Below are 24,925 nucleotides of genomic sequence, written 5' to 3'. Positions count from 1 at the left end.
TCCCCGCGTAACCCCCCTCCCCCCCCACACACACGGCAAGAATGATTATCATTATTGTTTATTCTCAATAAGCCCTCTAGTTTTTGACAATTTATAGAGCGATCGCCACGGCTGAAACCCTCTTTCAATCAGGGTTTTAACGGGCTTGTCACCCCGTGAGATAAATATGTTGAGTAGCCGTGTGCGATGAAAGTCGCAAGCACGGTTTCGGATGGGAGGGGTGTGATGGTAACATCCACCTCGACCCCTTCTAGAAGTCAACTACTTGAAATGAGCTAAAGTAACCCCAGAACCCCCTTCTTTTTGAGGAGCCAACTCGAACTTAGCTATTTGAGGATGACGCTTCAAAAACTCATGAACTCCTTGACGTAACTTACCTGTCCCTTTGCCATGAATAATCCATAATATACCGGAGTCTGTGGCCTGGGCTATGGCATTTTCTAAGTCTGCCTCAGCTTCAGCTACACGACTACCCCGAATATCAATGGTGTTTTTAGAGGTACGGATAGTTGGGACATCTTTGGGTTTACTAGGTTGTGGAGGTGGAGGTGTAACAGCTTGTTTTTTCTCCTTAACTTTGGTTTCTATCTTCTGACCATCTAATGATTCAATATCCCGAAAAGCAACGGTCATTTTCATCAGTCCAAAGCGTACCATTACTTCTTCATCTTCGGCAGAAACCTCTAATACTTCGGCAGTTTGTCCTAAGTTGGAGAGACGAATTTTTTCGCCAACTTTTGGTTGATAACTGACCTTTGGTTTAACTTTTTTGGGTAACTGGCGTTGACTAATATTATTAATAGCTTCCGTTGCTTTTTGAGCATTTTGGCTGCTTTTATTGCCTTTTTGTAAATTACGGATAACTTTAGCGATCTCTTCTTTAGCATCGGCGATCGCTTTCTGCACTTCTAGTTCTTGATAACGTTTTAAGTCTTGTTCCCTCTCTTGTAAAGCTGTAGCTTTTTGTGTAACTTCACCATAGAATTTTTCAGTTTGTTGCAATAATTTTTGAGCTTCTTGGGCTTTTTCTTCCTGCTTTCTACGCTGTGCTTCTAAGCCGGCAATGACATCGTTAACATCTTGAGACAGTCCACCGATACGAGTTTTGGCCTCATCAATAACATCAACATCTAACCCTAGACGTTGAGCAATACTCAGGGCATTAGACCGCCCTGGAATGCCCCACAACAGGCGATAAGTGGGGGAGAAGGTTCGATCATCAAATTCTACCGAAGCGTTCTCAAAGCGAGAATCTTCGTATTTGAGAGCTTTTAATTCTCCGTAATGGGTGGTGGCAATGGTTAACCTGGCCTGATCTGCTAAACGGTTTAATAAGGCCATGGCTAGTGCGCTACCTTCAGCAGGATCTGTGCCGGCACCTACTTCGTCAAGAAGGATGAGACTGGGGGACGGGGAGTGGGGGAGAGTTTCAGGTGATAGTGTTGCCTGTTCTAATGCTTCTAAAATGCGAACAATACGACGAATATGACCGGAAAAAGTGGATAAATTTTGTTCTATGGACTGCTCATCCCCAATATCTGCTAGTATTTTCTCAAACCAGGGTATCTCCACTGGTTCTTTGGCCGGTACAAATAAGCCAACTTTGGCCATTAAGGCCGCTAAACCTAGGGTTTTCAGAGTTACGGTTTTACCTCCGGTGTTGGGCCCAGTGATGGCAATAACCCGAATATCTGGTTTAATTTGTACGTTGATGGGAATAACTGGCGAGCCTTGTTCGTGTTTTTCTTGCCAAACCAATAGGGGATGGTGTAACTGTCTAAGGGTTATGGTTTCTTTATCTTGGATAAACCTGGGGGGGTTTGCTCCCAGCCAGAAGCTATAACGGGCCCTAGCTGTGGCTAAGTCTAAAACCATGGCGATCGCTAATAAATACTCCAAGTCTTCGGCCACTTCTGCTATTTTTTCCGTCAACTGCCGTAGGATGGTTTCTTCTTCTCTTTCTTCCTGTCGCAAATATTGACGGCGTTTATTGCCCATCTGTACTACGGAGTTTGGTTCGATGTAAAATGTGCCACCTGTGCCGGAAGTATCGTGAGTAATACCAGGAATTTGCTCTTTTTGTCCTGCTTTAACGGGTATTACAAAGCGATCGCCCCTTTGGGTAATCACTGGTTCTTGGATCGCCCCTCCTTTTTGCTGGATAATGTTTTGCAGTTTCTGATAGATGCGATCCCTAACTTCTTTGAGATTATGACGAATACTCTCTAATTTAGGACTAGCGCGATCGGTTACTTTTCCTGCTTCATCTATACAATGGTGGATGGCTTTTTCTAGTTCGGGATAGGTGCGAATATCGGCGACTAATTCCTTTAAAACTGGTAATTCTTCACAATCATCGATAATGCGTCTTAAGCGTCGCATTCCGGCTAAAGTAGTGGCAATATTTAACAGTTCTTTTCCCGAAAGAATTCCTTTTAGGGTAGCCCTTTTTAGGGAGTCTCCCACATCTGTTATCCCTTCAAACGTCCATCTTATTTCTAAGTTTTGCTCTAAACCATAAATCTCTTGAGTTTGGGCTAATAGTTCTTTACTGTCTGCTAAGGATGTTGGTATAGGTAAATTACGGGCTGCTATGGCTCCCATTTTTGTGGCAGTAAAAGTTGCTAGATGCTGGCCAAGCCGTTCCCATTCTAATAAGTTTAAAGTTTCTCTGTAAATCACTTTTTATTAATCTAAAAGACTCATATAAACTATGAGTTAATTTTATTTATTCTATTATCCTAATTGAATCTATAGAGATTAGTCAAGTCATTCTGTTTTGAAGGGAGCATCCCAAAGTTGTAAATTATCCTTTATTGATAATTATGAAGCGTAGCGAAATACGTGGGTATGTCACCCCATAACTGATCACTATATGACTGTGCCAGAAAAAATATTTGACAAATCCCCAACATGTGTTGTTATAATAACAAAGGTAGCACCGTTGGGGTGTCGCCAAGCGGTAAGGCAGCGGGTTTTGGTCTCGCCATTCCTAGGTTCGAATCCTAGCACCCCAGTTTGAGGATTAACTTAAATTTCAACAGGATACTAAGCATATTCTGTATCTATGCCGCAGAAGTGTATTTCATAGTTTAGCCATAAACTATAGCGTTTCTCGGACTCATGAGGTACACCTAATATCGAGCCTCCGAACTCCGAACTCCGAACTCCTAAAACTAGAAAACTCTGTACCTCACAAGTATGAGAAGTGCTATATAATTAATTTTTCCCAAATTGTAAAGCTTTCCCTCTAACCTCTGTATTTAATTTTCCTCTTTCATAAACAATATTGCCCCCGACAATAGTAATAATAGGCCATCCAGTTAAATTCCAGCCTTCAAAGGGACTCCAACCACATTTTGTTTGTAAGTCTTCCCTTAAAACAGGACGATAATTATCTAAATCAACTAACACTAAATCAGCATCATACCCAGTTTTAATTAACCCCTTATTGGGAATTTTATAAGCTTCTGCTGGTTTAGTGGCCATCCAAGAAGACACCTGAGAAACACTACATTTTCCTGCCATCGCTTGGGTTAACATTAAAGGCAAAGAAGTCTCTACCCCTGGCATTCCCGAAGGGGAGTTAGGATAACCTTTAGCCTTTTCTTCTAGGGTATGGGGAGCGTGATCTGTAGCAATAAAATCGATCACCCCATCCAATAAAGCTTGCCAGAGAATTTGATTATTTTCAGGGGATCTTAGCGGGGGATTCATTTGTGCTAAAGTGCCTATTTTTTCATAAGCTTCTGTGTTCAACAATAGATGTTGTGGTGTTACCTCTGCCGTTACCCAACTGGGTTTATTCTCTCTTAAAAATTCTGCTTCAATACCAGTAGACAGATGTAAAATATGTAAGCGTCTTTGATACTTTTGGGAGAGTTTGAGAGCTAACTTGGTCGCATTTAAAGCAGCAGTTTCATCTTGAATTTGAGAATGAATTGCTGGATCAGTGATCCCTTTAAACTCTTGACGACGTTGTAAAATTCTTGCTTGATCCTCTGCATGGACTGCAATTAAGCGATCGCCTCGAGCGAAAATAGGTTCAATTTCAGCTTCTCGAGACACCAACAAAGCCCCATGAGACGATCCCATAAAAATTTTAATACCACAAACCGGATTAGTTGTTAACAAATCAGGCAAATTTTCAGGAGTCGCTCCGATAAAAAAGCCATAATTAACTAAACACTTTTCGGAAGCTAACTGTAACTTCTGGTCTAAGGGAGCCTGAGTGGTGGTTAAAGGCTTTGTATTCGGCATTTCCAAGAACGAAGTGACTCCCCCCTTAGCACAAGCACAACTCGCCGTAAAGAGGTTTTCTTTGTGTTCTAAACCAGGTTCTCGAAAATGCACTTGAGGATCAATCACCCCAGGTAACAAAGTTAATCCCGTAGCGTCTATGATATTACTACCATCCGGTGCTGTAATTTCTGGAGCAATCTGGACGATTTTACCCTGTTGAATTAGGATATCACCTAGCAAAAACTCACCATCAGGTAGAAGAATACGAGGATGACGAATAAGAAGTGCTGTCATTTGCGCAAAAACCCCCTAAAATAAAATCAACCATACTTTAATTGTCTCATTGACTTCGGTTTAGCTAAACTAAAATCAAATATTCGTTACCTTAAAATCTCAAAATATCGATTTCCTTAACTCCCACAATCTTTATATCCTATGAGTCGAAGCGTAAAACAAGATAAAAATAAACAGCCCCAATCTCCTAAACAAGAAAATCCTTGGGTTGAACTCACCCAAACCGTTGTGACGGCCGTTATTCTGGCTTTTGGTATTCGGACGTTTGTAGCTGAAGCGCGCTACATTCCCTCTTCTTCCATGGAACCTACCCTAGAAATTAACGATCGCCTGATCATTGAAAAAATGAGTTATCGTTTCCGAGAACCAGTTAGAGGGGATGTGGTGGTTTTTAATCCTACAGAAGCTTTAAAAGCTCAAGACTTTAACGATGCTTTTATCAAGCGCATTATTGGATTACCAGGAGAAACCGTTCTAGTAAGAGAGGGTAAAGTTTATGTTAACGGGGAGCAAATTACTGAAAAATATATTGCCGAAGATCCTAACTACGATTATGGTCCGGTCGTAGTTCCTGAAGGAGAATATTTAGTATTAGGAGATAATCGTAATAACAGCTACGATTCCCACTATTGGGGATTTGTTCCCAAAGATAAAATCATTGGTAAAGCCTTTGTTCGTTTTTGGCCTTTCAACCGTTTAGGTAGTCTCGATCAGCAACCTTTATATCCTGGAGAAAACGTGGACATGGACAGAAACCAGCAATCTTTTGTCCCTAAATATTAATTTTCAAGAATTAACTAGAAACGGGAGTGGATGTTTTATCGACTCCCGTTTTTATTTGGAAACGGAGAGGGAGGGATTCGAACCCTCGTTGCCTTGCGACAAAGCAGTTTTCGAGACTGCCGCATTCAACCACTCTGCCACCTCTCCTGGAGATTTTAGGTTTACACACCAATGATAATTATAGCAGGGAGAGAGTGAACTAAATATTATGTTAGATTATCAAACAAAATAAACTCAGTTGTTCTAAATCGATGAAAGAAACATTAACATTACTTTCTCCCAAAGATAATCAGAATTATAGTGAAGTTTATCTGTCTGTGATTGTTCCTATTTTTAATGAAGTTGAAAGTTTACCCGTATTAATTGCTAAAATTGCCGATGTTTTACAGGAAAGTAAACGATCATACGAAATTATTGCCGTCGACGATGGTTCTCAAGATGGTTCGGCTGAATTATTACAAAAACTTGCTAGGAGTCGCCATGATTTAGTTGCTATTATTTTTCGTCGCAACTATGGCCAAACCCCTGCCATGGCCGCCGGATTTCAATATGCCAAAGGAAAAATTATGATTACCTTAGACGGAGATTTACAAAACGACCCGGCTGATATTCCTAAGTTAGTGGCTAAAGTGGAAGAAGGTTACGATTTGGTGAGTGGTTGGCGCAAAAATCGTCAGGATAATCGTTTAACACGACTCCTGCCTTCTAAAATCGCTAATTGGATGATTGGTGGCGTTACAGGAGTTAAATTGCACGACTATGGGTGTTCCTTAAAAGCCTATCGTCGAGAAGTTATTTCAGACATGAATCTCTATGGGGAGTTACATCGCTTTTTACCTGCTCTTGCCTATATCGAAGGAGCAAAAATTACAGAAATCCCTGTTCGTCATCATGCCCGCCGTTTTGGACAAAGTAAATACGGTTTAGGACGAACCTTTCGGGTTGTCATGGATTTACTGACCATCTTTTTCTTGAAAAAATTTCTAACCCGTCCCATGCACATTTTTGGACTGGGTGGCCTTATTTTACTGATCACAGGACTATTGCTAGGAACTTATTTAACCTTCCTCAAACTAATTATCGGCTTGAGCATTGGCCATCGTCCCTTACTGATCTTAGCTGTGCTTCTGATCCTCACTGGTATCCAACTCTTGATTTCTGGATTACTGGCAGAATTAATCATGAGAACCTATCATGAGTCCCAAAAACGCCCCATTTATCGAGTTCGTCAAGTCGTTAAACCCTCGGATATTAAGTAATGTTACAATAATGCCGTCATACTGGCATAACAGCTTGACGGCTCAAAAAAAAATCGCTAGGATAATGACACATACCCGGGTAACCTCAGCTAGAGTGATATGCAAGACAAGCAAAAAGTCACACTATATCTCCCCCCTGGAATTCATCGGCAACTCAAAATTAGAGCAGCCATTGATGAAGATTCAATGTCAGCGTTAGTTGAGAGAGCAGTGGACTTTTATCTCAAGCACCCAGATAAGGTAGAAGAGATAGAGTCAGCAGCCTACGGGAAAACACACCAAGTCCATGTTTGTCCAGAATGCGACGCCGCTATGGTAATGCAGGATGGCAAGATGGTATCTCTGAAAAACCAGCCTAGTGTCATCACAGATGACTTTGCTTTGGATATCAGGGAGACTGTGTCAACCAACGCCGAAACTTCTGGGGAAGAAGCCTTAGTTCCCTGCTAAGTAGCTTAACTGTCCAACCATTATTTACAGGTCGATGCCATGAGAGAAGAGCTAAACATACTAATACAAGCTCAATACCCCTTAATATACCTTGTTACATCAGAAGAACAAAGAGCAGAGCAAGCCATAGCTAAAATAGCTCAACAATATAGTAAGAGTAGGCGAGTCTTTTCTTGGACTGTGACCCACGGAATGGTTGAATATGGACAGCCAGGAAACTCAACTCAACATAATACGGTTCATGCAGAACCAGCTATTAGTTGGGTTATGCGTGAAAAAGAACCAGGGATTTTCATCTTTAAAGATTTGCACCCCTTTATTGGTGATGCTAATGTCACCCGTTCTTTGCGGGATGCGATAATTAGCTTACGGGGAACAGAGAAGACAATCATCTTGCTCTCTCCCCTACAACAGATTCCTATAGAACTAGAGAAGGATGTTGTTGTTCTCGATTTTCCCTTCCCAGACTTAAGCGAACTCGACCAAGTTCTGTCACGACAACTAGAACAAAGTAGAGGTAATCGTATTAGCACCGATGCTCGTGAGAAACTGCTTAAAGCGACTTTGGGACTAACCAAAGATGAAGCAGAGAAAGTGTATCGTAAAGCTTATGTGAAGGCGGGTCGTCTGACAGAGGACGAGGTTAATATTGTCTTATCAGAGAAAAAGCAGCAGATTCGCAGGAATGGCGTTTTAGACTACATCGAAGAAGACGAAACTATCAATTCGGTGGGTGGTTTAGAAGAACTGAAAAAATGGCTCAAACAAAGGTCTGGGGCTTTTACAGAAAGGGTCAGGGAATATGGCTTACCGCAACCCAAAGGAATGCTAATTTTAGGGGTTCCAGGATGTGGAAAGTCCCTAATTGCTAAGACCACTTCTAAACTATGGGGTTTGCCATTACTAAGGTTAGATTTGGGTCGGGTTTATGATTCGGCTGTAGGTCGTTCGGAAGCCAACCTGAGAAACGCTCTCAAAACCGCAGAATCAATTTCCCCTGCCATACTCTTCATCGATGAATTAGACAAAGCCTTTGCTGGTAGTGCCGGATCAGCAGATTCAGATGGCGGGACATCGAGTCGTATTTTTGGCTCCTTTTTAACCTGGATGCAGGAAAAAACCTCGTCTGTATTCGTTATGGCTACGGCAAACCGTGTTGAACGGCTACCAGGAGAGTTCTTACGCAAAGGGAGATTCGACGAAATATTTTTTGTGGATTTGCCAAGTTTAGAAGAACGTCAAGCTATTTTCAATATTCACCTTAGTAAGCGTCGCTCAGAAATATCTCGCTTCGATATTGAGCAACTGGCTAAGGTATCCGATGGATTTTCCGGTGCAGAAATAGAGCAAGCTATCATTGCAGCGATGTATGAAGCTTTTGCTCAAGATAGGGAGTTTACGCGGCTTGATATTATTGCTGCCATTAAATCCACACTACCCCTATCTCGCACCATGACTGAACAGGTAACAGCCCTACGGGACTGGGCTAGGCAAAGAGCGCGACCTGCTTCAGCCTCCGTCGCTGAGTATCAGCGATTGGAGTTCTAACAAGCTTTCACCTGCTCCCAACAGGTGCAAAGGCTAGCTTTTGGCTAGCAGCCTATCAAAAGTCGTTCTCATGAAACGACCGAAATAAACCTAAATTGTCGTTGTTAACTTCTGTTCCACTGGAGGAAATCGAAAATGTCTCACTTTAGCACTCTCCGTACCAAAATTACAGATGCTGAAATTTTACAAGCTTCTTTACGCGACCTCGGTATTTTTGTAAAAACCGAAGCTGACGTAAGAGGTTATAACGGTCAGCGCGTTCGTTCTGATATCGTTGCTGTTCTTGATGGCGAATACGATCTTGGCTGGTCTCGCAATAGCGACGGTAGCTTTGACTTGATTGCTGACCTTTGGGGTGTTGCTAAGAAGCATAACCAAACCGAGTTAATCAACTCCATCAATCAAAAGTATGCTGTTAACAAGACCTTAGCAGAAGTTAAGCAGCGTAACTTAGGCACAGCTAATATCAATTTAGTTCTTCACAGCTAAGATTTAGCGCGCGTTCCCAAGCTTGGGGTTGACCACTGATAGGTTAACCCTTTTTTTGGGTGAGTATGGGAAAATACTGGCTCAAATCAATTGTTAGCAACATTCTACTGATAAGAGCCGTCATGATCGCAGACATGGACATACACTGTTGTGTTGGTCTTGTTGTGATTATGCAATGGTAGAGACTATGAAACTCACACTTATCCGTAAGCTTGTTGTTGTTAGCACCTTCGCTTTGACCAGTATAATTCCTTGGTTGGCTGCTGACGCATCTCCTTTTTATGAACAAGAAGTAAACCAAGAGGAATTTATGGCGATCGCCAGACCCTATGGAGGAAATAAATACGACTTACTGATTATACGACAAATCCCAGGAAAGCGACAGTGTTGGGCAGAAATACAATCAAACTCAGTGACCACCATTGATCCTTTGCTCCTCAACTTCAATTTTGCTGGTAGTTGTCAAAGGAGTACAGGTAGTAATGGTTATTCTCTTCGCATCGACGGACAAGACTTAGGACTCCACTATTTGTTAAGACTGGTTCGACGGAACGGGGAATTAGTGTTAGTGGGAACCCATCGCAAAGATCCTAGTCAACCGGATATAGTTGTAGGAAGAACCCAAGGAATGGCAGAAGGGTTTTTGAAGATTGATTTAGATCAGGGCTGGCGATTCACCCGACGGGCTTATAATGGCAGAGTATTAAGCCATGTCTACTTAACAGGGGATAGTACCGCTATTCTTGCCCAACCGGCTGATAATCCCAGTGATTCATCCACTATGGTATCTGAATTTGAGCCTCCTGTACAAGAACAAACTTTCACCGCAGAAACTCAACCCTCTCCTGTTTCTCTAGGTAACAACTTCAACTCTAGACCTTCTAATAGTAAGTTACCTCCTCCCCCAACCCCTTTGGTATCTAACGAACCCCCACCCTTACCAAATTTTTCGGAACTCCCTCCTCTGCAACCTCCAACTACTAAAAGTGTTAGTGGTGTGGTTCCTCCTCCTTCCCCCAATGCTATGCGATCGCCCTCTCGTTCCACAGGCACTACTCAAAGTTATCGGGTGGTGGTTGCGGTTAATAGTAGTAGAGATAAGACTCGGGTGCGATCGCTGTTTCCTGAAGCTTTTTCCACATCTTATCAAGGTAGATCTATGTTACAAGTGGGATTATTTAGTGATAAAGATAATGCTCAAAAAGCAGAACAAAGTTTGAGAGGTCTAGGTTTAAAACCCATTATTATTCATTGACATACTCCCCCGTTACAACGAAGTTTAACGGGGGATTCTTTCCACATCACTGCTAGAAATTCCTTGTTCAACGAGACAACTTAGATTATCAATGTTACCATTGATAATCCAGAGGTCGGACTCTCCCAAGGCGTTTGGGTACGCCAGTTGCTCTACTTGGGGAGACCCCAAGACCGCACTGGCTCCGGTTTGTGTATGCCCTACACTACCGTTGAGATGTTCTCCCAAATATTTCAACCCCTTCTTGATTCAGTCGCTCATGGGGGAAACCCCCAAGACCGCGCTGAATCGCTTTTTAAGAATATTAATTGCTGCGTTATGATCCCTATCTAAGACTGTTTTACAGTTCGGACATTGATGAGTTCTCGTACTTAATGACTTTTGAACTCTTGTGCTACAAACTGAACAGTCTTGAGTGGTGAAATGGGGAGGTACAGCAACACAAATGATGCGATAAATCTTAGAAAAACAATTCAACCATTGGGTGAATTGATACCAAGAAGCATCAGAAATCGATTTAGCAAGTTTACGGTTTTTTACCGCCGACCTACCTTGAATTGAATTCAAGGCGTGGAATGCGCTGCCGCGTTCCTGCTGGATTTCAAATCCAGCAGGGTCGGCAGTGGAAAGCGGCGGTGCATTCCGCACCAAGTTTCTAATTTTTAAAGCTTCATATACTACCAAATCATTAGATTGGACTAACGCCAAAGCATCCTTAATTGCTTTGTCTTTACGCTGTCTTGATACTTTAAGATGAAGCTTGGCAACTTTTACCCGTTGCTTGTGATAGTTGTTAGACTGTTTTTTACCTTTACGGAACCGTTTTGATAATCTTCTTTGCGCTTTTTTAAGGCGTTTTTCTGATTTCCTTAAATAGCGTGGATTATCAACAGTATTTCCCTGAGCATCAGTGTAGAACTCTTTTAAGCCCAAGTCAATTCCTGTTACTTGTCCCGTTGGTTTATGGTTTTCTTGACGTTCTACATCAATAAGAAACTGGCAATAATAACCGTCAGCACGTCTAACAACTCTTACCCGTCTAATCTGTTGTTCTGAATAATAAACTAATGTTCTTTGACTACACCATAAATCAAATTCTCCTGCTTTAAATCCATCAATGAATTTAATTTTACGTCTGTTATCAGATAGCTTATATCCTGTTAGTTTATACTCAACAGAACGACTATATTTTTTAAACTGAGGAAACCCTTTCTTCCCTGATATCTTGGCACGACTGCTTGGTGCGGCGACATGCGCCATGAGATGGCGCGTCGGCGCTCCGCAATTCTGGTAGAACCTGTTAATTGATTGCCATGCCCTATCAGCAGCAGATTGACGGGCTTGAGAGTTTAATAAAGTTACCCAAGGTGTGTCTTTATTTTTAGCTAATGTAGAGCAAAGTTTTTGGAGGTCATTACGGGTTATCCCCTTATTATCCATCCAATAACTCACGCAGGTATTACGCACAAACTGGGATGTCCTAATGGCTTCATCTAGTTTCTGGTACTGCTCTAGTGTTCCGTTTTTAAGTTTAGCTTCTACAACTAGCATTTATTAACCTTCGACCTCGGATAAATTAAGTCTAACATAGTTTACCCAAATTAGCGAGAATTAAAATCTTTGCTTTGCGTTAATTTATTGGTCGTATTTCATCCCCCGTGATCCTTCGCACACTCAGGACTAAAGATTTTGGTGAGTATTTAGCTCGAAAAATGTAGCGGGGGCATTCATCCGACATTGTAGGTAAAAAACTGTAGGGGCTTAATAATATTATTATTGGACTTTGGACAAAAAAAAGCTTGTTAGCGTATATTTTACGCTAAACTAAAATCCCAAAATATCGGCTCTGTATCAGTCAATAAAATTGGCTGACAAATAGGGCTAATCTATAGATTCTGAGGAAAACTAAGGAGCTTTTAAGTTTTTAGTTGATTTTTTGCTCCCTTTCTTGATAACATCATGACGAGTTCGTGGGGCTTTTTTGTAACCTTTAATACGTCCGGAAGAAAAACCTCGACGTTTGGGAAATTTGGCGAAAGTCCCCAAGGTCGTAATTATTCTTGAAAAGTCTCTTTGAACTAGACTAGGGGTGATTTTGATGGATTTATTAGTCTTCAAATACTGTTCCCAATCACGGGGTAAAACCACAGCTAATTTTCTGGCAGCCCACAAATTTACATAAGAAAGAAGTGTTAGTTTAAACCAATTTTCTTCATGATGTACATCGGGATTTAAATAAGATATCATCAATAATCTTTGTTTACCAAATCGAAAAAGATGTTCCATGTCATAACGTTGTCGATAACACTGATAACAATCAACTAAACTTAACTCATCGCGCCGAGAACCAATAACAATAAGCCACATAGTTTTCCAAATACTATTTCTTTCTTGAGCTCTGACAACAATCTGGAGTAAAGTAAAGGGGTGATTGTTCATTTTATAGTTTTTAGTTCCTCTCATTAACATCTGTTTCCATCCCGAAATAGTCACTGTTAATTGACGACCTTTTTTCGTTGTAAAGGGAACATGATGAACTTCATCAGGTTCAGTCCAAGTTTGGTCATCTTTAAGGTCAAATTTATCCCCATACCAACGGGGATGTCCCGAAGTCTTGGCTTGATTTGGGTCCCGAATAAATTGACGATAAAAAACTCGGTCACTTCTAACTCTTGTAATAGTAACTACGTCTTCATGCTTAACTTGTTCCCCAATAACATCCTTTTGGTTGTAGTCACTATCAGCCACTAAGACAGATAATTTATCAGAAAATAAAGAACTTTGCCAGATTTTTTTTAGTTGTTGATTGCCTTGATTTACTCCTTTATGTTTAGAGGGGACTCGCTCTCCTGATAAGGGGACAGCCCAAGGGACTTTTTCTGTGTCTATTTGGTCAGGTAAAGCGCAGACAACGGAATAACAATGTCCAATATTAATGGGTTTATTTCCCTTAATTGGATTGGGGTAATGAATAAAGGTTTTATCCGCTAACGTTTCGGCAAACCGTCGTGGACAGGGAGTTGTGTCAATACCAAATAAGTTATAATGTTTTGAAGTGGGAGGAATTGTTCTCGATACCGCTGAAAATAAAGTCTCAATTCTCTGTTCATAATTAGGGTCAGTTTGAGTGGGTAAAAACTCTTGAATTCCTCTATATAAACTGTTATAATCTCTTCTAAATAAAGGATTGAGAGACAATTCAACGACTGAGTGAGCTTGTTGGTTACTGGAGAGGGCATCGAGTAATTCTATAATAGTTTCTTTTCTAGCTTTTAGTCCTTGGAAGAGGTTAGACCTCCACACCAGGAATTCCTCGACAGACGTAGCCGTTTCATTTTTGGTCATTTTTAAAATTTATTACCTTATAAATTAGCGAAATATATACGCTAACATCAAAAGAGGTTGTTTGTTACAGTTAAGGCTAATGTCATCACATTCCGAACTTAAGACCAGTCAAGATGTCCACCTGAGAGCCAAACAAATTAAGAGTCTAATTCGCTCTCTTAAACAGAAAATAAAGAAAATTGAACGGGAAGGGGAAGTAGCACCAGCTAATTGTCATATTATTCGTTATCAGGTTAATGGAAAGGGAACAATCTACTGGTATTATAAACTACAGGCTGCTGAATCAATTTTTCCTATGGCCACTAATAATGAGAAAAAAACCAAATATAAATATTTAGGACGAGCCGGAAGTTCTGCTCATATTGATGCTGTAGAAAAACTCACTAGAAGAAATCTCATTGATGAATTAGAACGAGTCATTCAATCTCTAACGGAAAGCTACTTAGATATCTATATTGGAACCGAAACTGAATGAAGCTATTTAATATTTAAAATCCCCTAAAAAGATGGAAAGAGAGTTTTTAAAATCACCTTAATTCTCTATTTTAGCTCTGGAGATATGTTTAGCGTAAAATTTACGCTAATAATTGTTTTTTGTCCAAAGTCCAATTATTAAGCCCCTATCCATTAATTAGACAATGATAAAGTTATCCTCACTCAAACTATTTGCATCAACTCCAATCAGTCTGGCGAATGGATTGCCTCCGGCGGCAATTAAAGTGTCTCCGTTGGCATCGCTGATGGTCAGTTGATCGAAGTCGAGTGAAGCAATACCCAAGACATCTCCATCTATGTCGTTAAAGTCGTTGATGATGTTGAGAGACTCAGGAATATCAGATGCAACCAACCAGAATTCATCGGCTCCTGGACCCCCAGTGATGATGTTATCACCCCTTAAGAGGAAGAAACTATCTTCACCTTCTCCACCAAAGGCTGTATCATTGCTGCGGAGGATAAAGGTATCATTGTTCTGTTCCCCGTAAAGAGTATTACCACCGCTACCTCCTACGGTGTCAATCAGATCATCTCCTTCACGGGCGAATACCGTATTATTAACGCCATCGAAGCCAGGAGGAGTCAAACCAGCATCAAATATGTCTCGACCAGGTGTACCAAAAAATATGCCATCTACACCTTCAATGGTGATAGTAACACTCTCAGCATTGGGGTCAACAAAGTAATCTGGTTGCTCATCGGCCAAGGTATAGGTGAATTGCTCTTCCGCTTCATTTAGTCCATCATCAACCACAGAGAAGGTAATACTAGCGTCGGGGTCAATGAGAACAGCAGAAAAGTTAGTCTCATCATCTAAAATTGAGACGCTCTCAATGCCCACTGTGGTAAATAAGGGGTTGTTATTCTCATCAAATAACTCAAATTCAGCTAAACCTCCCAAGGTATCCCCATTAACAAGAATGGTTACAGGCTCATTAGGGGAGGGGAGCAGATCAACTCCTCCTAGAGCGTCGAAGCTAAAAGTAACGTCATCTCCTTCAATTAACTCCGTTTCGTCAACCTCGATACTTACAGTTGGTCTCCCGTCGTCATCCACGTTGATTGCAATGGGAATGGAGATGGCGATGGTATCGTCAGATTCTGCACTTTCTACCCTGACTGGACTTTCGTTGAGGGTGTTATAGATATCGAAGCTGACTTGATTCTGCTCAGGGTTGGTGGTACTGATTTGATAATCTGCATCTTCCCCTGGTTCGACTAAAGTAAAGAGGACGGTTTCTAGTCCTTCTGCCTCCCCATCGTTGGCTACTGTAGCCGTAATCGTTACTGTTTGTTCAAGAGCTCGGATGTCAATGGTTCCGGTATCGGTATTAACATTGACAATGTTCCCTCCTGTGGCAGTCAAACTATCCAGGTTAAACTCTTGTAAACCATCTGTTTGTACCGTTATCAGTATTCCTGCTTCTGGGGGGGTTCCGTCTCGTGAGGGAATTGGTTTTATTGCTGGAGGGGGAGAACTGAGATTGAGGGTAATGGTAGCGAGGGTTTCTTCTTCTGCAACTAGATCGATGGGGCTACTGTCGATGCTAACCTGAATTTTGCTATTCTCATCATCAGCTAACTCCAGAGAAATTCCCTGAGCGTCATCATCGATGGTGTATCCAGGGACAGATTGTAGGGAGAAATCAATGGTTTCAATGCCTTCCTCTATGTCGTCTACTGCCGCTTGAACGGTAATAGTGGCCGTGGGTTCGGTGACCTTGAAGTAAAAGCCTTCTCCGTCACCATCAGGACTGGGGAAAAGCCCTCCAACTACTTCGGCGTTGAGCAGATCGAACTCCCCTAACCCAGCTTCTTGATCGGTTTTTAGATAGGTGATTACCCCGTCTGTGGGTATTTCCCCTTCAACAGTAAGTTCCAAGGTAATGTCCCCTTCTCCTTCCACTAGGGGTGGCACTTGTTGACTAATACCGCCTCCAGCAATAGTAACTCCAACTTCTGGCAGGGGTTCTGGTGGTGGTGGTACTTGGTCTAATGTGTCATACACCGTTATACTGGCTGCTTCCCCAGTGGAAATATAACGGTCTCCCTCTTCAACAAAGAAACTGACTGTTTGGGGTCCGGTGGCATCAAAACCCACACCGTTCTGGAAATTCACAACAGTGTTGGGGTCATCCATACGAACCCGTAACCCTGTGGCGATTCCTGCTTCGTCGTAAATCGCACTAATAACTTGACCACCAAAGGCGATGGGATTAAATTGGGGTTCGTTGACTAACTGGGTGATATCTGCTAGGTCGGTATTGACATCAACAATCAAACCACCTTCGGGAATGGTACCATCTGATTCTAGCACCACACTTAAGATAGGAATTCCGTCTGCTTGTTCTACTAAGTGAGGGACTATTAAATCATTCCCGTTAAAGGTTCCACCCAACAACCCAAGGCTTATTACAGGAGGATCCTGAATGGTAACTTCTATGGCACTAGCCTCTGGGTCAATTTCGTATTGTTCCCCATCTATTAAAGTGAAGGGTAAGACTATGGTCTCTTGCCCCTCTTCTTCTAGCAACACAGGCAGTTCAACTGTTGCAGTGGGATCTGTGATGAGGAGGGACAATGTACTGGCGATGTCATCGGTGCCAACTATGGTTCCACCGGTGATATTGATTGGTTCGCTAAAATCAAACTCAGCAAACCCCTTGGGAGGTCCTTCTAGGAGTACCACTACACCTTCAGCGGGAATATCACCTTCGCTAGTGAAGGTCAGTTCCATCACTGTTTGTTCGTCTCGAATTAGGGTTGTGGAGCCGACGGTTACCCCAATGGTGGGACTGGTGGCTGGTTCAACTCCCTCGGTGAGGGTGAAGGTGCCACTATTAACATCGGGGTCAACAAGGTAACCCGATTCTACTGCTGATTCTAGTGCTGGGCTATAAGTAGGGTTTGCTGAATAAAAGCAAAACCCTATTCTTTAAAAGGTTACACCCATATTCGCGATCGCAAAAAAGATCAGCTTTGTCGGCTACAAACCGCTATAATTGGTAGAAACACCTCCCAGTTGTTGGTCAAGAACAAATGTATCGAAAAGAGGAGCAACCTTTATCGCCCCCAGAAAAATTTGAATTACCTTTCGAGGGCAAATTGTCCCCCAATAATCGTTGGGTAATCATGGCAGAGTTGATACCTTGGGATGATTTTGAGGAAGAATATGCTAAACTTTTTTCAGCAGAAAAAGGTGCGCCAGCCAAACTATTTAGAATGGCATTAGGGACATTAATTATTAAGGAAAAATTAGGAACAAGTGATAGAGAAACTATAGAACAGATTAGAGAAAATCCCTATCTACAATACTTTATAGGTTTAAATTGTTATCAACAAGAGCCACCACTGGAATCTTCAATGCTAGTTCATTTTAGGAAAAGAATTGATGGAGAATTGATAAACAAAATCAATAAAAAAATAGTAAAAAGAGAAATAGACAAGAGTGATAAAGAAGTAAAAAAAAAGGATTGTCTCCAAGAAAAAGGAGAAAAAATAAAAAATAAAGGTAAACTAATTTTAGATGCGACTTGTGCGCCAGCAGACATCAAATACCCAACGGATTTAGGCATATTAAATCAAGCCAGAATTGAGACAGAAAGAATAATAGATAATCTTTATAAACCATTAAGAGTAAAATTGAGAAAAAAGCCGAGAACTTCTAGAAAAATTGCTAGAAAGGAATACTTAAAAGTAGCTAAAAAACGAAAAGTATCTTATCAAGAAAGAAGAAAAGCTATCGGGAAACAGTTAAAATACCTTAAGAAAAATTTAGGAAATATAGAAGACTTAATTCAAGCTGGGGCTTCCCTGGAAAATCTGAGTAAAAGACAGAAAAATTGTCTAGAGACTATCAAAAAAGTTTATGAACAACAACAGTCAATGTGGGAGAATAAGACCCAGAGTGTTCCTCAAAGAATTGTAAGTTTAACTCAACCGCATATTCGTCCAATAGTGAGGGGAAAAGCAGGAAAACCAATAGAGTTTGGAGCTAAACTCTCAGTAAGCTGTGTAGATAACTATGTGTTTCTATACAAAATAAGTTGGGAAAACTTCAATGAATCTTGTCATTTAAAAGAACAAGTAGAAAAGTATAAAGAAACGTTTGGCTATTATCCCGAATCCGTCCATGTAGATAAAATTTATCGAACTAGGGAAAACAGAAATTGGTGTAAGGAAAGAGGGATAAGAATCAGTGGTCCGAAGTTAGGAAGACCTCCGAAAAATGTCAGTGAAGAAGAAAAGAAACAAGCCCACTCCGATGAATGCTTCCGTAATGCTATTGAGGGAAAGTTTGGACAAGCTAAACGAAGATTTAGCCTAAATCTCGTGATGACAAAACTCCCTGAAACCTCCATTACATCTATTGCTATTACATTTTTAGTTGTCAATCTTTCTAAACTTCTGAGGCAGTTTTTGTCGCTTTTTTTGTCCTTATTTACTGATAATAGAACAGGGGAACTTATCAAGCCGCCTTTCATTAATTTTGATTATACTTTAAACAATTTTTATGTACTAAAACTTATTGATTTGTCAGAAAATTCTTGGTCAAAAGTGGCATAAATTTTGGAGAAACTTTTTCAGCAAACCCTAGTGCAGCTTAGCAAAAATAATCCACCAGTCACTTATGATCTTTAAAGCCCTTAAATTTCCAAACGAACGGCTTAGCAAAATGTTGATTAAAGTAATCAATAAAATTGAGAATTTTTTGGGATAGTTCTTCAGTTGAACGGACAGTAATTCTTTTGAGTAAACGCCGGACTAAGATCGAAAACCAACACTCAATTTGATTAAGCCACGATGTATGTTTGGGAATATAAACAAAGCGAATTCGATGAGATTCATCTGATAAAAAATCTGCTCTGCTGTCCATAGATTGCAAAATCCCCTCCTTTCCCTTTCTCCCCAAATCAATAGTAATTCCACAGCTTTCTGCTACTAATTTGACTAAGCTTTCCGATTTATGAGTGTTGAGTTGATCTACAATAAAAATCCATTCTGCTTTTTCATCAATCTTAATCGTTCTCTGGATATGTTCAGAAAAATCTTGTTCTGTTCTTGTCGGTCCAATAGAGGGACTAACAACTTTTCCTCTTGCCACATCCCAGTTCGCAATCAAGCTTAAAGTTCCGTGTCTTTCATATTCAAATTCGATTTTTTCTACTTGTTTAGGCTTGATTCTTTTGTTCGGAAATAATCTCTCAAGAGCTTGAATCCCTGTCATTTCATCTGTACTAATTAAATGAATTCCTTGTTCTAACAAAGTTTTAGCTTCTTGATGAAGTTCACAGATATATTTGACTTGCTTTTTAAATTTTAAGGGATCATCAATTTTGGCATTTAACCAGTAACGAACGAGATGTGGTTGTAATGTCGCTTCTTTTTAAAAAACGCCCCACACTACGGGGGGAAATCTTTTCGACAATTCCTCTTTTTATGGCTTCATCCGCCAACTCTGAAGGTGTCCAATGGCTCACTGGTCTGTCTGATTTTTCACATTCTTCACAAGCGATCGCTACAATCTGGACTACTTGTTCGACCGTAAAGGATTTTGTTGTTCCAGGTCTTGGGCGATCGCTTAAAATTCCTTTGATCAAGACCATTAATGCTTTCTCCGTTACCTGTTGTTCTTCGGCGGCACTCAGTTTTTCTCTCTCCTCAAACCATCGCGATCGCCACTGACGCACTTGTACTCGGTCTAATTCTAATCTTCGACTAATCGAACTATTGCTCTCTCCTGATGCTGCGGCTAAGATTAGTTTGGCTCGTCTAACAAGGCGATAGGGGTTTGTTGTCCCTCTCACTATTTGTTGGAGTACTGTTTTCTGTAGGTTGGAGAGGTTAATTGGCAATGCTTTTATCATGGACATCAACTTCGAGATTCTTCCGTTAGTTTCATTGAAACACATTGTCGTGGCTAGTCACGAAAGTTTCTGTAAAAATCTGGTGGATTACTTTCGCCAAGCTGCACTAGTTAACTTCCTAACAATATATACTGGTATCAATCATGATTCGTTACGAAAAGATTCTCATTTATTTATCAATTCCTTTTGTCTTAACAGCTGCTTATTTCTATTCTGTTATTACAGGAAATCAAGAACCTGGCCTTACAGCTACAAAAGACGGCATAACCTTTACTTGTGACCAAGACAAATATAAGGGTGAAATAGTTCCTGCAACGGTAGTTAATAAACCAAAGTCAAAGACACAAACAACGATTATTTCCTGGAAACCTGATAATTATTATTTTGGGAAAAAATGGAGTCCCGAAGAACGTTGTAAGGAGGTTGCTAAACGTTTTCAAAGAATATATAATCGTGATGGATTAAAGTATGTTGTTGCGGAAGTAGATACCTGGGTTACTGATAGAGATGTTAATGTAGTTTGTGCAGTTAAAAATGAAAATGCAGCTTGTAATGAAGATGATTTATTGTTTACTTTAGAAGGAAAAGATAATCCTAATGAAGTGTTAAGAGATTTGATTAATCGTCGTCAGCTTCCTAGTAAGGAACCTGTGTTAGTTAGAGGAGAAAAACAACCAGAAACTTTTGCAGAAGGTAAACGAGTTTATTATGATATGTCTGAAATTATTATTGATGAAGAACCTGAGTGCGATTCGATGAGTCAGAAAGCTGATATTTAGTACTAGACAAAGATACAGCGTGTGACTCGCTCAGAGGCTCCATAAGGAGTCAAACAAGGTGGAAATGACCAACTAGACCCTAAAGGAAAATCAGACCCACTAAAGGTCATCCTCGAAGGGGACAATCTAGGAAAGTCAAATGGACAAAAACCAAACATCAGGTAAAAGCCAACAAGTTTACAAAACTTAATGACAAATTACCGAACAAGCTAAGTAGGGATTACCGAACAGCATAAACACCTAATCTGAGTAACTGTCCGATTGATGGAGGTGAAAGTCCTCCCTGTCAAGGTTAGACATGACTCAAGACCTACCCTCAGTGACCCAACTCGGAATTTGGGAGGCTGAAGCAGGGAATAGGACGCAATCAGACACCGACTGCTGGTGACACTGGCGTTACAGGAGTCCCCACGATGAAACAGAACCTATAAAAGTGACTTACTTGAAGGCAGGTAAAGCAGAAAGAATAGTATCCCCTGACCTCATCGGAGCAACGTAACCCGTCAGCATCTTTCAGGTGTGACTGACTTAACCAAGGGTTTCCGATAGTCAAATCGGTTCCATCTAAAGGGACAATCAATCATCGGACGGAACGAATAAAAACGAATCTAGAGTCTCAGGAAATAGTCGAACCCTGAGTAGGCAAGACGAGATGCGGAATCCTCTAGATTCGGGTAGGACGAAGCGTAATTGCTTCGAGGCAAATAGAAAACGATTAACCGAGGTGAACATGGTTAGACACAAAATCATAGATTTTAGTGAACTCTGGAAAAACATTCCGTGGAAGAAATTTCGCAGAAATCTTTTCCGTCTCCAAAGAAGATTGTTCAAAGCCATTCAAGCAGAGGACACTAGACGAGCTAGGAACATACAAAAGCTTATTTTGAAATCCAAAGCTGCTAGACTACTCGCTGTCCGACAAGTATCACAGCTAAATACTGGCAAGAAGACCGCAGGAATAGACGGGATAAAATCCCTCAATTTCAAACAACGGTTTGCCCTAGCAGAAAGGTTACTCAAAGCTCACGACTGGAAACACTCTAAGCTACGAGAAATACCCATCCCCAAAAAGGACGGTACGACCAGAATGCTAAAGGTTCCAACTATGGCAGACAGAGCATGGCAATGCCTTGTGAAATATGCCCTAGAACCAGCACACGAAGCACTTTTTCACGCCAGAAGCTACGGGTTTAGACCTGGACGCTCAACCCATGATGCCCAAAAGATTCTATTCTTAAATTTAAAATCCGACTCAAACGGATTAAATAAAAGAATCTTAGAGCTAGACATAGAAAAATGCTTCGACAGGATTAACCACACCTCAATCATGGAAAGGGTGATAGCCCCCCAGACAATCAAGACTGGGATATGGAGATGCTTGAAAGCAGGTGTCAATCCAGAATTTCCAGAACAAGGAACCCCCCAAGGGGGGGTGGTAAGTCCACTATTAGCTAACGTCGCATTGGACGGTATAGAAGACATCCATTACAGTATCCGCTATGCGGACGATATGGTTGTCATTCTAAAGCCTAAAGACGATGCCGACAAGATACTCAAAGACATACAAGAGTTCCTAGCAGCCAGAGGACTAAAGGTAAGTGAAAAGAAAACCAAACTCGTCAGAGCGACAGAAGGATTTGATTTTCTAGGCTGGCACTTCAAAGTGCAAACCAACGGAAAGTTCAGATGCGTCCCATCAGAGGACAATTACAGAACATTCCGTCAGAAAGTCAAAGATATCGTCAACTGCTCGAATTATGGGGCTAAGGTTAAAGCTAAGAAATTAGCTCCCCTAGTCAGAGGATGGCGAAACTATCATAGGTATTGCAAAATGGACGGCTCTCGCTTCTCCTTATGGAGAACAGCACACAGAGCTTTCAAAGTCTTCAACAAAGAAAAGAAACTGAACCGATACAAGGCATCAGAACTTATCAAGAAGGCTTTTCCAGCAGTATCACGCAGTGAAAACAGCCATGTCAATGTCAAAGGCAACAAATCACCCTACGACGGAGACACCCTGTATTGGAGTAAGCGTAACAGTAAGCTCTACGACGGTGCAACCTCTAAATGTCTGAAAAGACAACACCATTCATGTGGACATTGTGGATTGAAGTTTATGGACGATGAGAGGGTTCAACTCCATCACATAGACGGAAACCACGATAACTGGGAGCCTAAAAACTTAATAGCAGTCCACCATAGCTGCCACCAGCATATCCACACGGGCAAGACTGGAAAAGTCTAACTTGTCGGGAGCCGTGTGCGGTGAAAGTCGCAAGCACGGATCTAAATGAGAGGGGCGAAGGATAATACCTTCCCTCGACTCAACCAGAACCCGCTTTTTAGATTTTTAGAGGGAACAGGGAACAGGCAACAGGCAACAGTTGGAGTTCATTATGGCTTATTTTTCAGAAAGGCAACGGGGAACGGGGAACAGGCAACAGTCAGAGTATCTTATGTCTGAAGTTAGGGATTTTAAGGATCTAAAAGTATGGCAAAAAGGTATGATTATTGCTGAAAAATGTTATGTTCTAATACAAAAATTTCCTAAAGAAGAAATTTATGGTATGGTTCAACAAATTAGGCGATCAGCAACTTCTATTCCTGCTAATATTGCGGAAGGTTATGGGAGAAGATCAACAGGAGATTATGTAAGATTTTTGAATATTGCTCAAGGTTCTATCAATGAATTAGAAACTCATCTTATTTTATCAGCAAGAGTCAATCTATGTAATTTTAATGATATAGAATCAATTATTGATGAACTTAAGCAGGAAAGCAAAATGATTATTTCTCTTATCAAGAAGTTGAAATCATAAAATTCTGTTCCCTGTTCCCTCTTGCCTCTTGCCTCTATCAACCATTATCTAATTACTATTAATCATGAAATTGTATCAATTAGCAACAGCAGCAGTTATTACTTTAGCTTCTATATTTTCTAATCCTATAGAAAGTTTACATCAGAAAAAATTGACTATTTCTTCAGCTTCAGCACAGTCAGCTTATGAAGGAGTAAGAATACCAATAACTGAAAATACACCAGTAGGTGAAATTAATCATTTTTTCTTTATGATAGATAATCTATGGAGATATAACGCCTATTTTTCTCAAGCAGATAAACAAGCAATGATAGAAGATTTAGATAAGATACAAACCCTCACAGAATATGATAATTATTCTTTGATATGTGATATTTACATGATTGCTGAAGCTTATGATAAAGCTGTCAAAGCGTGTGAAAAAGATTTAAAGGATGGAAAAGTAGAAAGTAATGGAATAGATAAAGCCTATATTGCAACGAAACAATATGATAAAGCAATTAAATCTATTAAAAAAGATAAACAAAATTTAGATGCAGAGAAAGATGGTACATATCTATCTCTCTTACATCAAAAACTAGGTAGTATTTACTTTACATTAGGTCAATATAATGAAGCCATAAAAGAATACAAAAAAGGATTAAAAATGTTGAAAGAAAATAAAGAAAAAATTGAGTGTAAAACTTGCATAACAGATTCATTTCAATTATCTAGTGCAGCTTGGCGAAAGTAATCCACCAGATTTTTACAGAAACACATTGTCGTGACTAGCCACGACAATGTGTTTCAATGAAACTAACGGAAGAATCTCGAAGTTGATGTCCATGATAAAAGCATTGCCAATTAACCTCTCCAACCTACAGAAAACAGTACTCCAACAAATAGTGAGAGGGACAACAAACCCCTATCGCCTTGTTAGACGAGCCAAGCTAATCTTAGCCGCAGCATCAGGAGAGAGCAATAGTTCGATTAGTCGAAGATTAGAATTAGACCGAGTACAAGTGCGTCAGTGGCGATCGCGATGGTTTGAGGAGAGAGAAAAACTGAGTGCCGCCGAAGAACAACAGGTAACGGAGAAAGCATTAATGGTCTTGATCAAAGGAATTTTAAGCGATCGCCCAAGACCTGGAACAACAAAATCCTTTACGGTCGAACAAGTAGTCCAGATTGTAGAGATCGCTTGTGAAGAATGTGAAAAATCAGACAGACCAGTGAGCCATTGACACCTTCAGAGTTGGCGGATGTAACCATAAAAAGGGGGATCCTCTAGGTCTCACGCAGCGTCAAGCTGGACTGGCCC

The 24,925-nt window shown here is 40.7% G+C and carries 20 protein-coding genes, 2 tRNA genes and 1 pseudogene; 14 read left to right on the top strand and 9 right to left on the bottom strand.

Features of this window, described 5'->3' with window-relative positions; translation table 11 throughout:
* Nucleotides 1-261 precede the first annotated feature (261 nt).
* Complete coding sequence (locus CWATDRAFT_RS17445; RefSeq protein WP_007306261.1) at nucleotides 262-2,682, bottom strand: endonuclease MutS2; 2,421 nt, start codon at nucleotides 2,680-2,682, stop codon at nucleotides 262-264.
* A gap of 263 nt (nucleotides 2,683-2,945) precedes the next feature.
* Between CWATDRAFT_RS17445 and CWATDRAFT_RS17440 the strand changes: the two genes are divergently transcribed.
* Nucleotides 2,946-3,017 (top strand) — tRNA-Gln (locus CWATDRAFT_RS17440).
* Between the two features lie 202 nt (nucleotides 3,018-3,219).
* Here the strand turns inward: CWATDRAFT_RS17440 and CWATDRAFT_RS17435 are convergent.
* Nucleotides 3,220-4,536 (bottom strand): dihydroorotase, encoded by a 1,317-nt coding sequence (locus tag CWATDRAFT_RS17435; protein WP_007306260.1) that lies wholly within the window; start codon nucleotides 4,534-4,536, stop codon nucleotides 3,220-3,222.
* 141 nt (nucleotides 4,537-4,677) lie between these two features.
* Between CWATDRAFT_RS17435 and lepB the strand changes: the two genes are divergently transcribed.
* The gene (gene lepB, locus CWATDRAFT_RS17430) at nucleotides 4,678-5,319 is read left to right on the top strand and encodes a signal peptidase I (protein ID WP_007306262.1); all 642 of its coding nucleotides are present in this window, start codon (nucleotides 4,678-4,680) and stop codon (nucleotides 5,317-5,319) included.
* A gap of 62 nt (nucleotides 5,320-5,381) precedes the next feature.
* Here the strand turns inward: lepB and CWATDRAFT_RS17425 are convergent.
* Nucleotides 5,382-5,466 (bottom strand) — tRNA-Ser (locus CWATDRAFT_RS17425).
* A gap of 104 nt (nucleotides 5,467-5,570) precedes the next feature.
* Between CWATDRAFT_RS17425 and CWATDRAFT_RS17420 the strand changes: the two genes are divergently transcribed.
* The 5 genes from CWATDRAFT_RS17420 (at nucleotide 5,571) to CWATDRAFT_RS17400 (ending at nucleotide 10,320) form a co-directional block, all read left to right on the top strand.
* Nucleotides 5,571-6,578 (top strand): glycosyltransferase family 2 protein, encoded by a 1,008-nt coding sequence (locus CWATDRAFT_RS17420; RefSeq protein ID WP_007306263.1) that lies wholly within the window; start codon nucleotides 5,571-5,573, stop codon nucleotides 6,576-6,578.
* Between the two features lie 99 nt (nucleotides 6,579-6,677).
* Nucleotides 6,678-7,028 carry a hypothetical protein gene (locus CWATDRAFT_RS17415; RefSeq protein ID WP_007306264.1) on the top strand — a complete coding sequence of 117 codons (351 nt, stop codon included), beginning with the start codon at nucleotides 6,678-6,680 and terminating at the stop codon, nucleotides 7,026-7,028.
* A gap of 39 nt (nucleotides 7,029-7,067) precedes the next feature.
* The gene (ycf46, locus tag CWATDRAFT_RS17410; protein WP_007306265.1) at nucleotides 7,068-8,576 is read left to right on the top strand and encodes a stress-responsive protein Ycf46; all 1,509 of its coding nucleotides are present in this window, start codon (nucleotides 7,068-7,070) and stop codon (nucleotides 8,574-8,576) included.
* Nucleotides 8,577-8,711: 135 nt separating this feature from the next.
* Nucleotides 8,712-9,065, top strand: coding sequence for a DUF1257 domain-containing protein (locus tag CWATDRAFT_RS17405; RefSeq protein WP_007306266.1), 354 nt, complete (start codon nucleotides 8,712-8,714; stop codon nucleotides 9,063-9,065).
* Between the two features lie 187 nt (nucleotides 9,066-9,252).
* Nucleotides 9,253-10,320, top strand: coding sequence for a DUF3747 domain-containing protein (locus CWATDRAFT_RS17400; protein WP_042711743.1), 1,068 nt, complete (start codon nucleotides 9,253-9,255; stop codon nucleotides 10,318-10,320).
* 24 nt (nucleotides 10,321-10,344) lie between these two features.
* Here CWATDRAFT_RS17400 and CWATDRAFT_RS41855 read toward each other — a convergent pair whose 3' ends face one another.
* The 3 genes from CWATDRAFT_RS41855 to CWATDRAFT_RS17385 form a co-directional block, all read right to left on the bottom strand.
* Nucleotides 10,345-10,557, bottom strand: a complete 213-nt coding sequence (locus CWATDRAFT_RS41855) for a transposase (protein ID WP_157134107.1) — start codon at nucleotides 10,555-10,557, stop codon at nucleotides 10,345-10,347.
* A 12-nt stretch (nucleotides 10,558-10,569) separates the two neighbouring features.
* Nucleotides 10,570-11,871: an RNA-guided endonuclease InsQ/TnpB family protein gene (locus tag CWATDRAFT_RS17390; RefSeq protein ID WP_007306259.1), complete on the bottom strand. Its 1,302-nt coding sequence runs from the start codon at nucleotides 11,869-11,871 to the stop codon at nucleotides 10,570-10,572.
* A gap of 354 nt (nucleotides 11,872-12,225) precedes the next feature.
* A complete protein-coding gene (locus CWATDRAFT_RS17385) occupies nucleotides 12,226-13,665 on the bottom strand; it encodes an NF041680 family putative transposase (RefSeq protein WP_007306258.1) in 1,440 nt (479 codons plus the stop codon).
* Between the two features lie 79 nt (nucleotides 13,666-13,744).
* Between CWATDRAFT_RS17385 and CWATDRAFT_RS17380 the strand changes: the two genes are divergently transcribed.
* Nucleotides 13,745-14,140 carry a hypothetical protein gene (locus CWATDRAFT_RS17380; protein ID WP_007303072.1) on the top strand — a complete coding sequence of 132 codons (396 nt, stop codon included), beginning with the start codon at nucleotides 13,745-13,747 and terminating at the stop codon, nucleotides 14,138-14,140.
* 156 nt (nucleotides 14,141-14,296) lie between these two features.
* Here the strand turns inward: CWATDRAFT_RS17380 and CWATDRAFT_RS17375 are convergent, their stop codons facing one another.
* Complete coding sequence (locus CWATDRAFT_RS17375) at nucleotides 14,297-16,900, bottom strand: calcium-binding protein (RefSeq protein ID WP_157134106.1); 2,604 nt, start codon at nucleotides 16,898-16,900, stop codon at nucleotides 14,297-14,299.
* A gap of 299 nt (nucleotides 16,901-17,199) precedes the next feature.
* Here CWATDRAFT_RS17375 and CWATDRAFT_RS17370 point away from each other — a divergent pair, with 299 nt between their 5' ends.
* Nucleotides 17,200-18,726 (top strand): IS5-like element ISCwa2 family transposase, encoded by a 1,527-nt coding sequence (locus CWATDRAFT_RS17370; RefSeq protein ID WP_007306268.1) that lies wholly within the window; start codon nucleotides 17,200-17,202, stop codon nucleotides 18,724-18,726.
* 58 nt (nucleotides 18,727-18,784) lie between these two features.
* Here CWATDRAFT_RS17370 and CWATDRAFT_RS17365 read toward each other — a convergent pair whose 3' ends face one another.
* Together CWATDRAFT_RS17365 and CWATDRAFT_RS17360 are read right to left on the bottom strand one after the other, a co-directional pair.
* Entirely contained in the window at nucleotides 18,785-19,426 is a 642-nt protein-coding gene (locus CWATDRAFT_RS17365) for a transposase (RefSeq protein ID WP_007303151.1), read from the bottom strand.
* Nucleotides 19,427-19,490: 64 nt separating this feature from the next.
* The gene (locus CWATDRAFT_RS17360) at nucleotides 19,491-20,072 is read right to left on the bottom strand and encodes a helix-turn-helix domain-containing protein (RefSeq protein ID WP_007303150.1); all 582 of its coding nucleotides are present in this window, start codon (nucleotides 20,070-20,072) and stop codon (nucleotides 19,491-19,493) included.
* Nucleotides 20,073-20,170: 98 nt separating this feature from the next.
* Between CWATDRAFT_RS17360 and CWATDRAFT_RS17355 the strand changes: the two genes are divergently transcribed.
* From CWATDRAFT_RS17355 to CWATDRAFT_RS17335, 5 genes and pseudogenes are all read left to right on the top strand, one after another.
* On the top strand, nucleotides 20,171-20,806 hold the full coding sequence (locus tag CWATDRAFT_RS17355; RefSeq protein ID WP_007306269.1) for a COP23 domain-containing protein: 636 nt from the start codon (nucleotides 20,171-20,173) through the stop codon (nucleotides 20,804-20,806).
* A gap of 730 nt (nucleotides 20,807-21,536) precedes the next feature.
* Nucleotides 21,537-23,051 carry a group II intron reverse transcriptase/maturase gene (locus CWATDRAFT_RS17350; protein ID WP_042711747.1) on the top strand — a complete coding sequence of 505 codons (1,515 nt, stop codon included), beginning with the start codon at nucleotides 21,537-21,539 and terminating at the stop codon, nucleotides 23,049-23,051.
* Between the two features lie 151 nt (nucleotides 23,052-23,202).
* Nucleotides 23,203-23,625, top strand: a complete 423-nt coding sequence (locus tag CWATDRAFT_RS17345; RefSeq protein WP_007306271.1) for a four helix bundle protein — start codon at nucleotides 23,203-23,205, stop codon at nucleotides 23,623-23,625.
* A gap of 70 nt (nucleotides 23,626-23,695) precedes the next feature.
* Entirely contained in the window at nucleotides 23,696-24,358 is a 663-nt protein-coding gene (locus tag CWATDRAFT_RS17340) for a tetratricopeptide repeat protein (RefSeq protein ID WP_157134105.1), read from the top strand.
* A gap of 46 nt (nucleotides 24,359-24,404) precedes the next feature.
* A pseudogene (locus CWATDRAFT_RS17335) lies at nucleotides 24,405-24,895 on the top strand (helix-turn-helix domain-containing protein).
* Nucleotides 24,896-24,925: the final 30 nt, after the last annotated feature.

Source organism: Crocosphaera watsonii WH 8501 (genome assembly GCF_000167195.1).
Taxonomy (GTDB): Bacteria; Cyanobacteriota; Cyanobacteriia; order Cyanobacteriales; family Microcystaceae; genus Crocosphaera; species Crocosphaera watsonii.
Note: the sequence above shows the minus strand (reverse complement) of the source record. Positions and strands in the feature narration are given on the sequence as shown.

Bases quoted from the DNA above. Each gene is read 5' to 3' on its own strand.
- CWATDRAFT_RS17370 (WP_007306268.1), top strand. From the start codon at position 17,200: ATGTATCGAAAAGAGGAGCAACCTTTATCGCCCCCAGAAAAATTTGAA.
- CWATDRAFT_RS17355 (WP_007306269.1), top strand. From the start codon at position 20,171: ATGATTCGTTACGAAAAGATTCTCATTTATTTATCAATTCCTTTTGTC.
- CWATDRAFT_RS17415 (WP_007306264.1), top strand. From the start codon at position 6,678: ATGCAAGACAAGCAAAAAGTCACACTATATCTCCCCCCTGGAATTCAT.
- lepB (WP_007306262.1), top strand. From the start codon at position 4,678: ATGAGTCGAAGCGTAAAACAAGATAAAAATAAACAGCCCCAATCTCCT.
- CWATDRAFT_RS17360 (WP_007303150.1), bottom strand. From the start codon at position 20,072: ATGTGTTTCAATGAAACTAACGGAAGAATCTCGAAGTTGATGTCCATG.
- CWATDRAFT_RS17385 (WP_007306258.1), bottom strand. From the start codon at position 13,665: ATGACCAAAAATGAAACGGCTACGTCTGTCGAGGAATTCCTGGTGTGG.
- CWATDRAFT_RS17435 (WP_007306260.1), bottom strand. From the start codon at position 4,536: ATGACAGCACTTCTTATTCGTCATCCTCGTATTCTTCTACCTGATGGT.
- ycf46 (WP_007306265.1), top strand. From the start codon at position 7,068: ATGAGAGAAGAGCTAAACATACTAATACAAGCTCAATACCCCTTAATA.
- CWATDRAFT_RS17400 (WP_042711743.1), top strand. From the start codon at position 9,253: ATGAAACTCACACTTATCCGTAAGCTTGTTGTTGTTAGCACCTTCGCT.
- CWATDRAFT_RS17380 (WP_007303072.1), top strand. From the start codon at position 13,745: ATGTCATCACATTCCGAACTTAAGACCAGTCAAGATGTCCACCTGAGA.
- CWATDRAFT_RS17420 (WP_007306263.1), top strand. From the start codon at position 5,571: ATGAAAGAAACATTAACATTACTTTCTCCCAAAGATAATCAGAATTAT.
- CWATDRAFT_RS17350 (WP_042711747.1), top strand. From the start codon at position 21,537: ATGGTTAGACACAAAATCATAGATTTTAGTGAACTCTGGAAAAACATT.
- CWATDRAFT_RS17405 (WP_007306266.1), top strand. From the start codon at position 8,712: ATGTCTCACTTTAGCACTCTCCGTACCAAAATTACAGATGCTGAAATT.
- CWATDRAFT_RS17345 (WP_007306271.1), top strand. From the start codon at position 23,203: ATGGCTTATTTTTCAGAAAGGCAACGGGGAACGGGGAACAGGCAACAG.
- CWATDRAFT_RS17390 (WP_007306259.1), bottom strand. From the start codon at position 11,871: ATGCTAGTTGTAGAAGCTAAACTTAAAAACGGAACACTAGAGCAGTAC.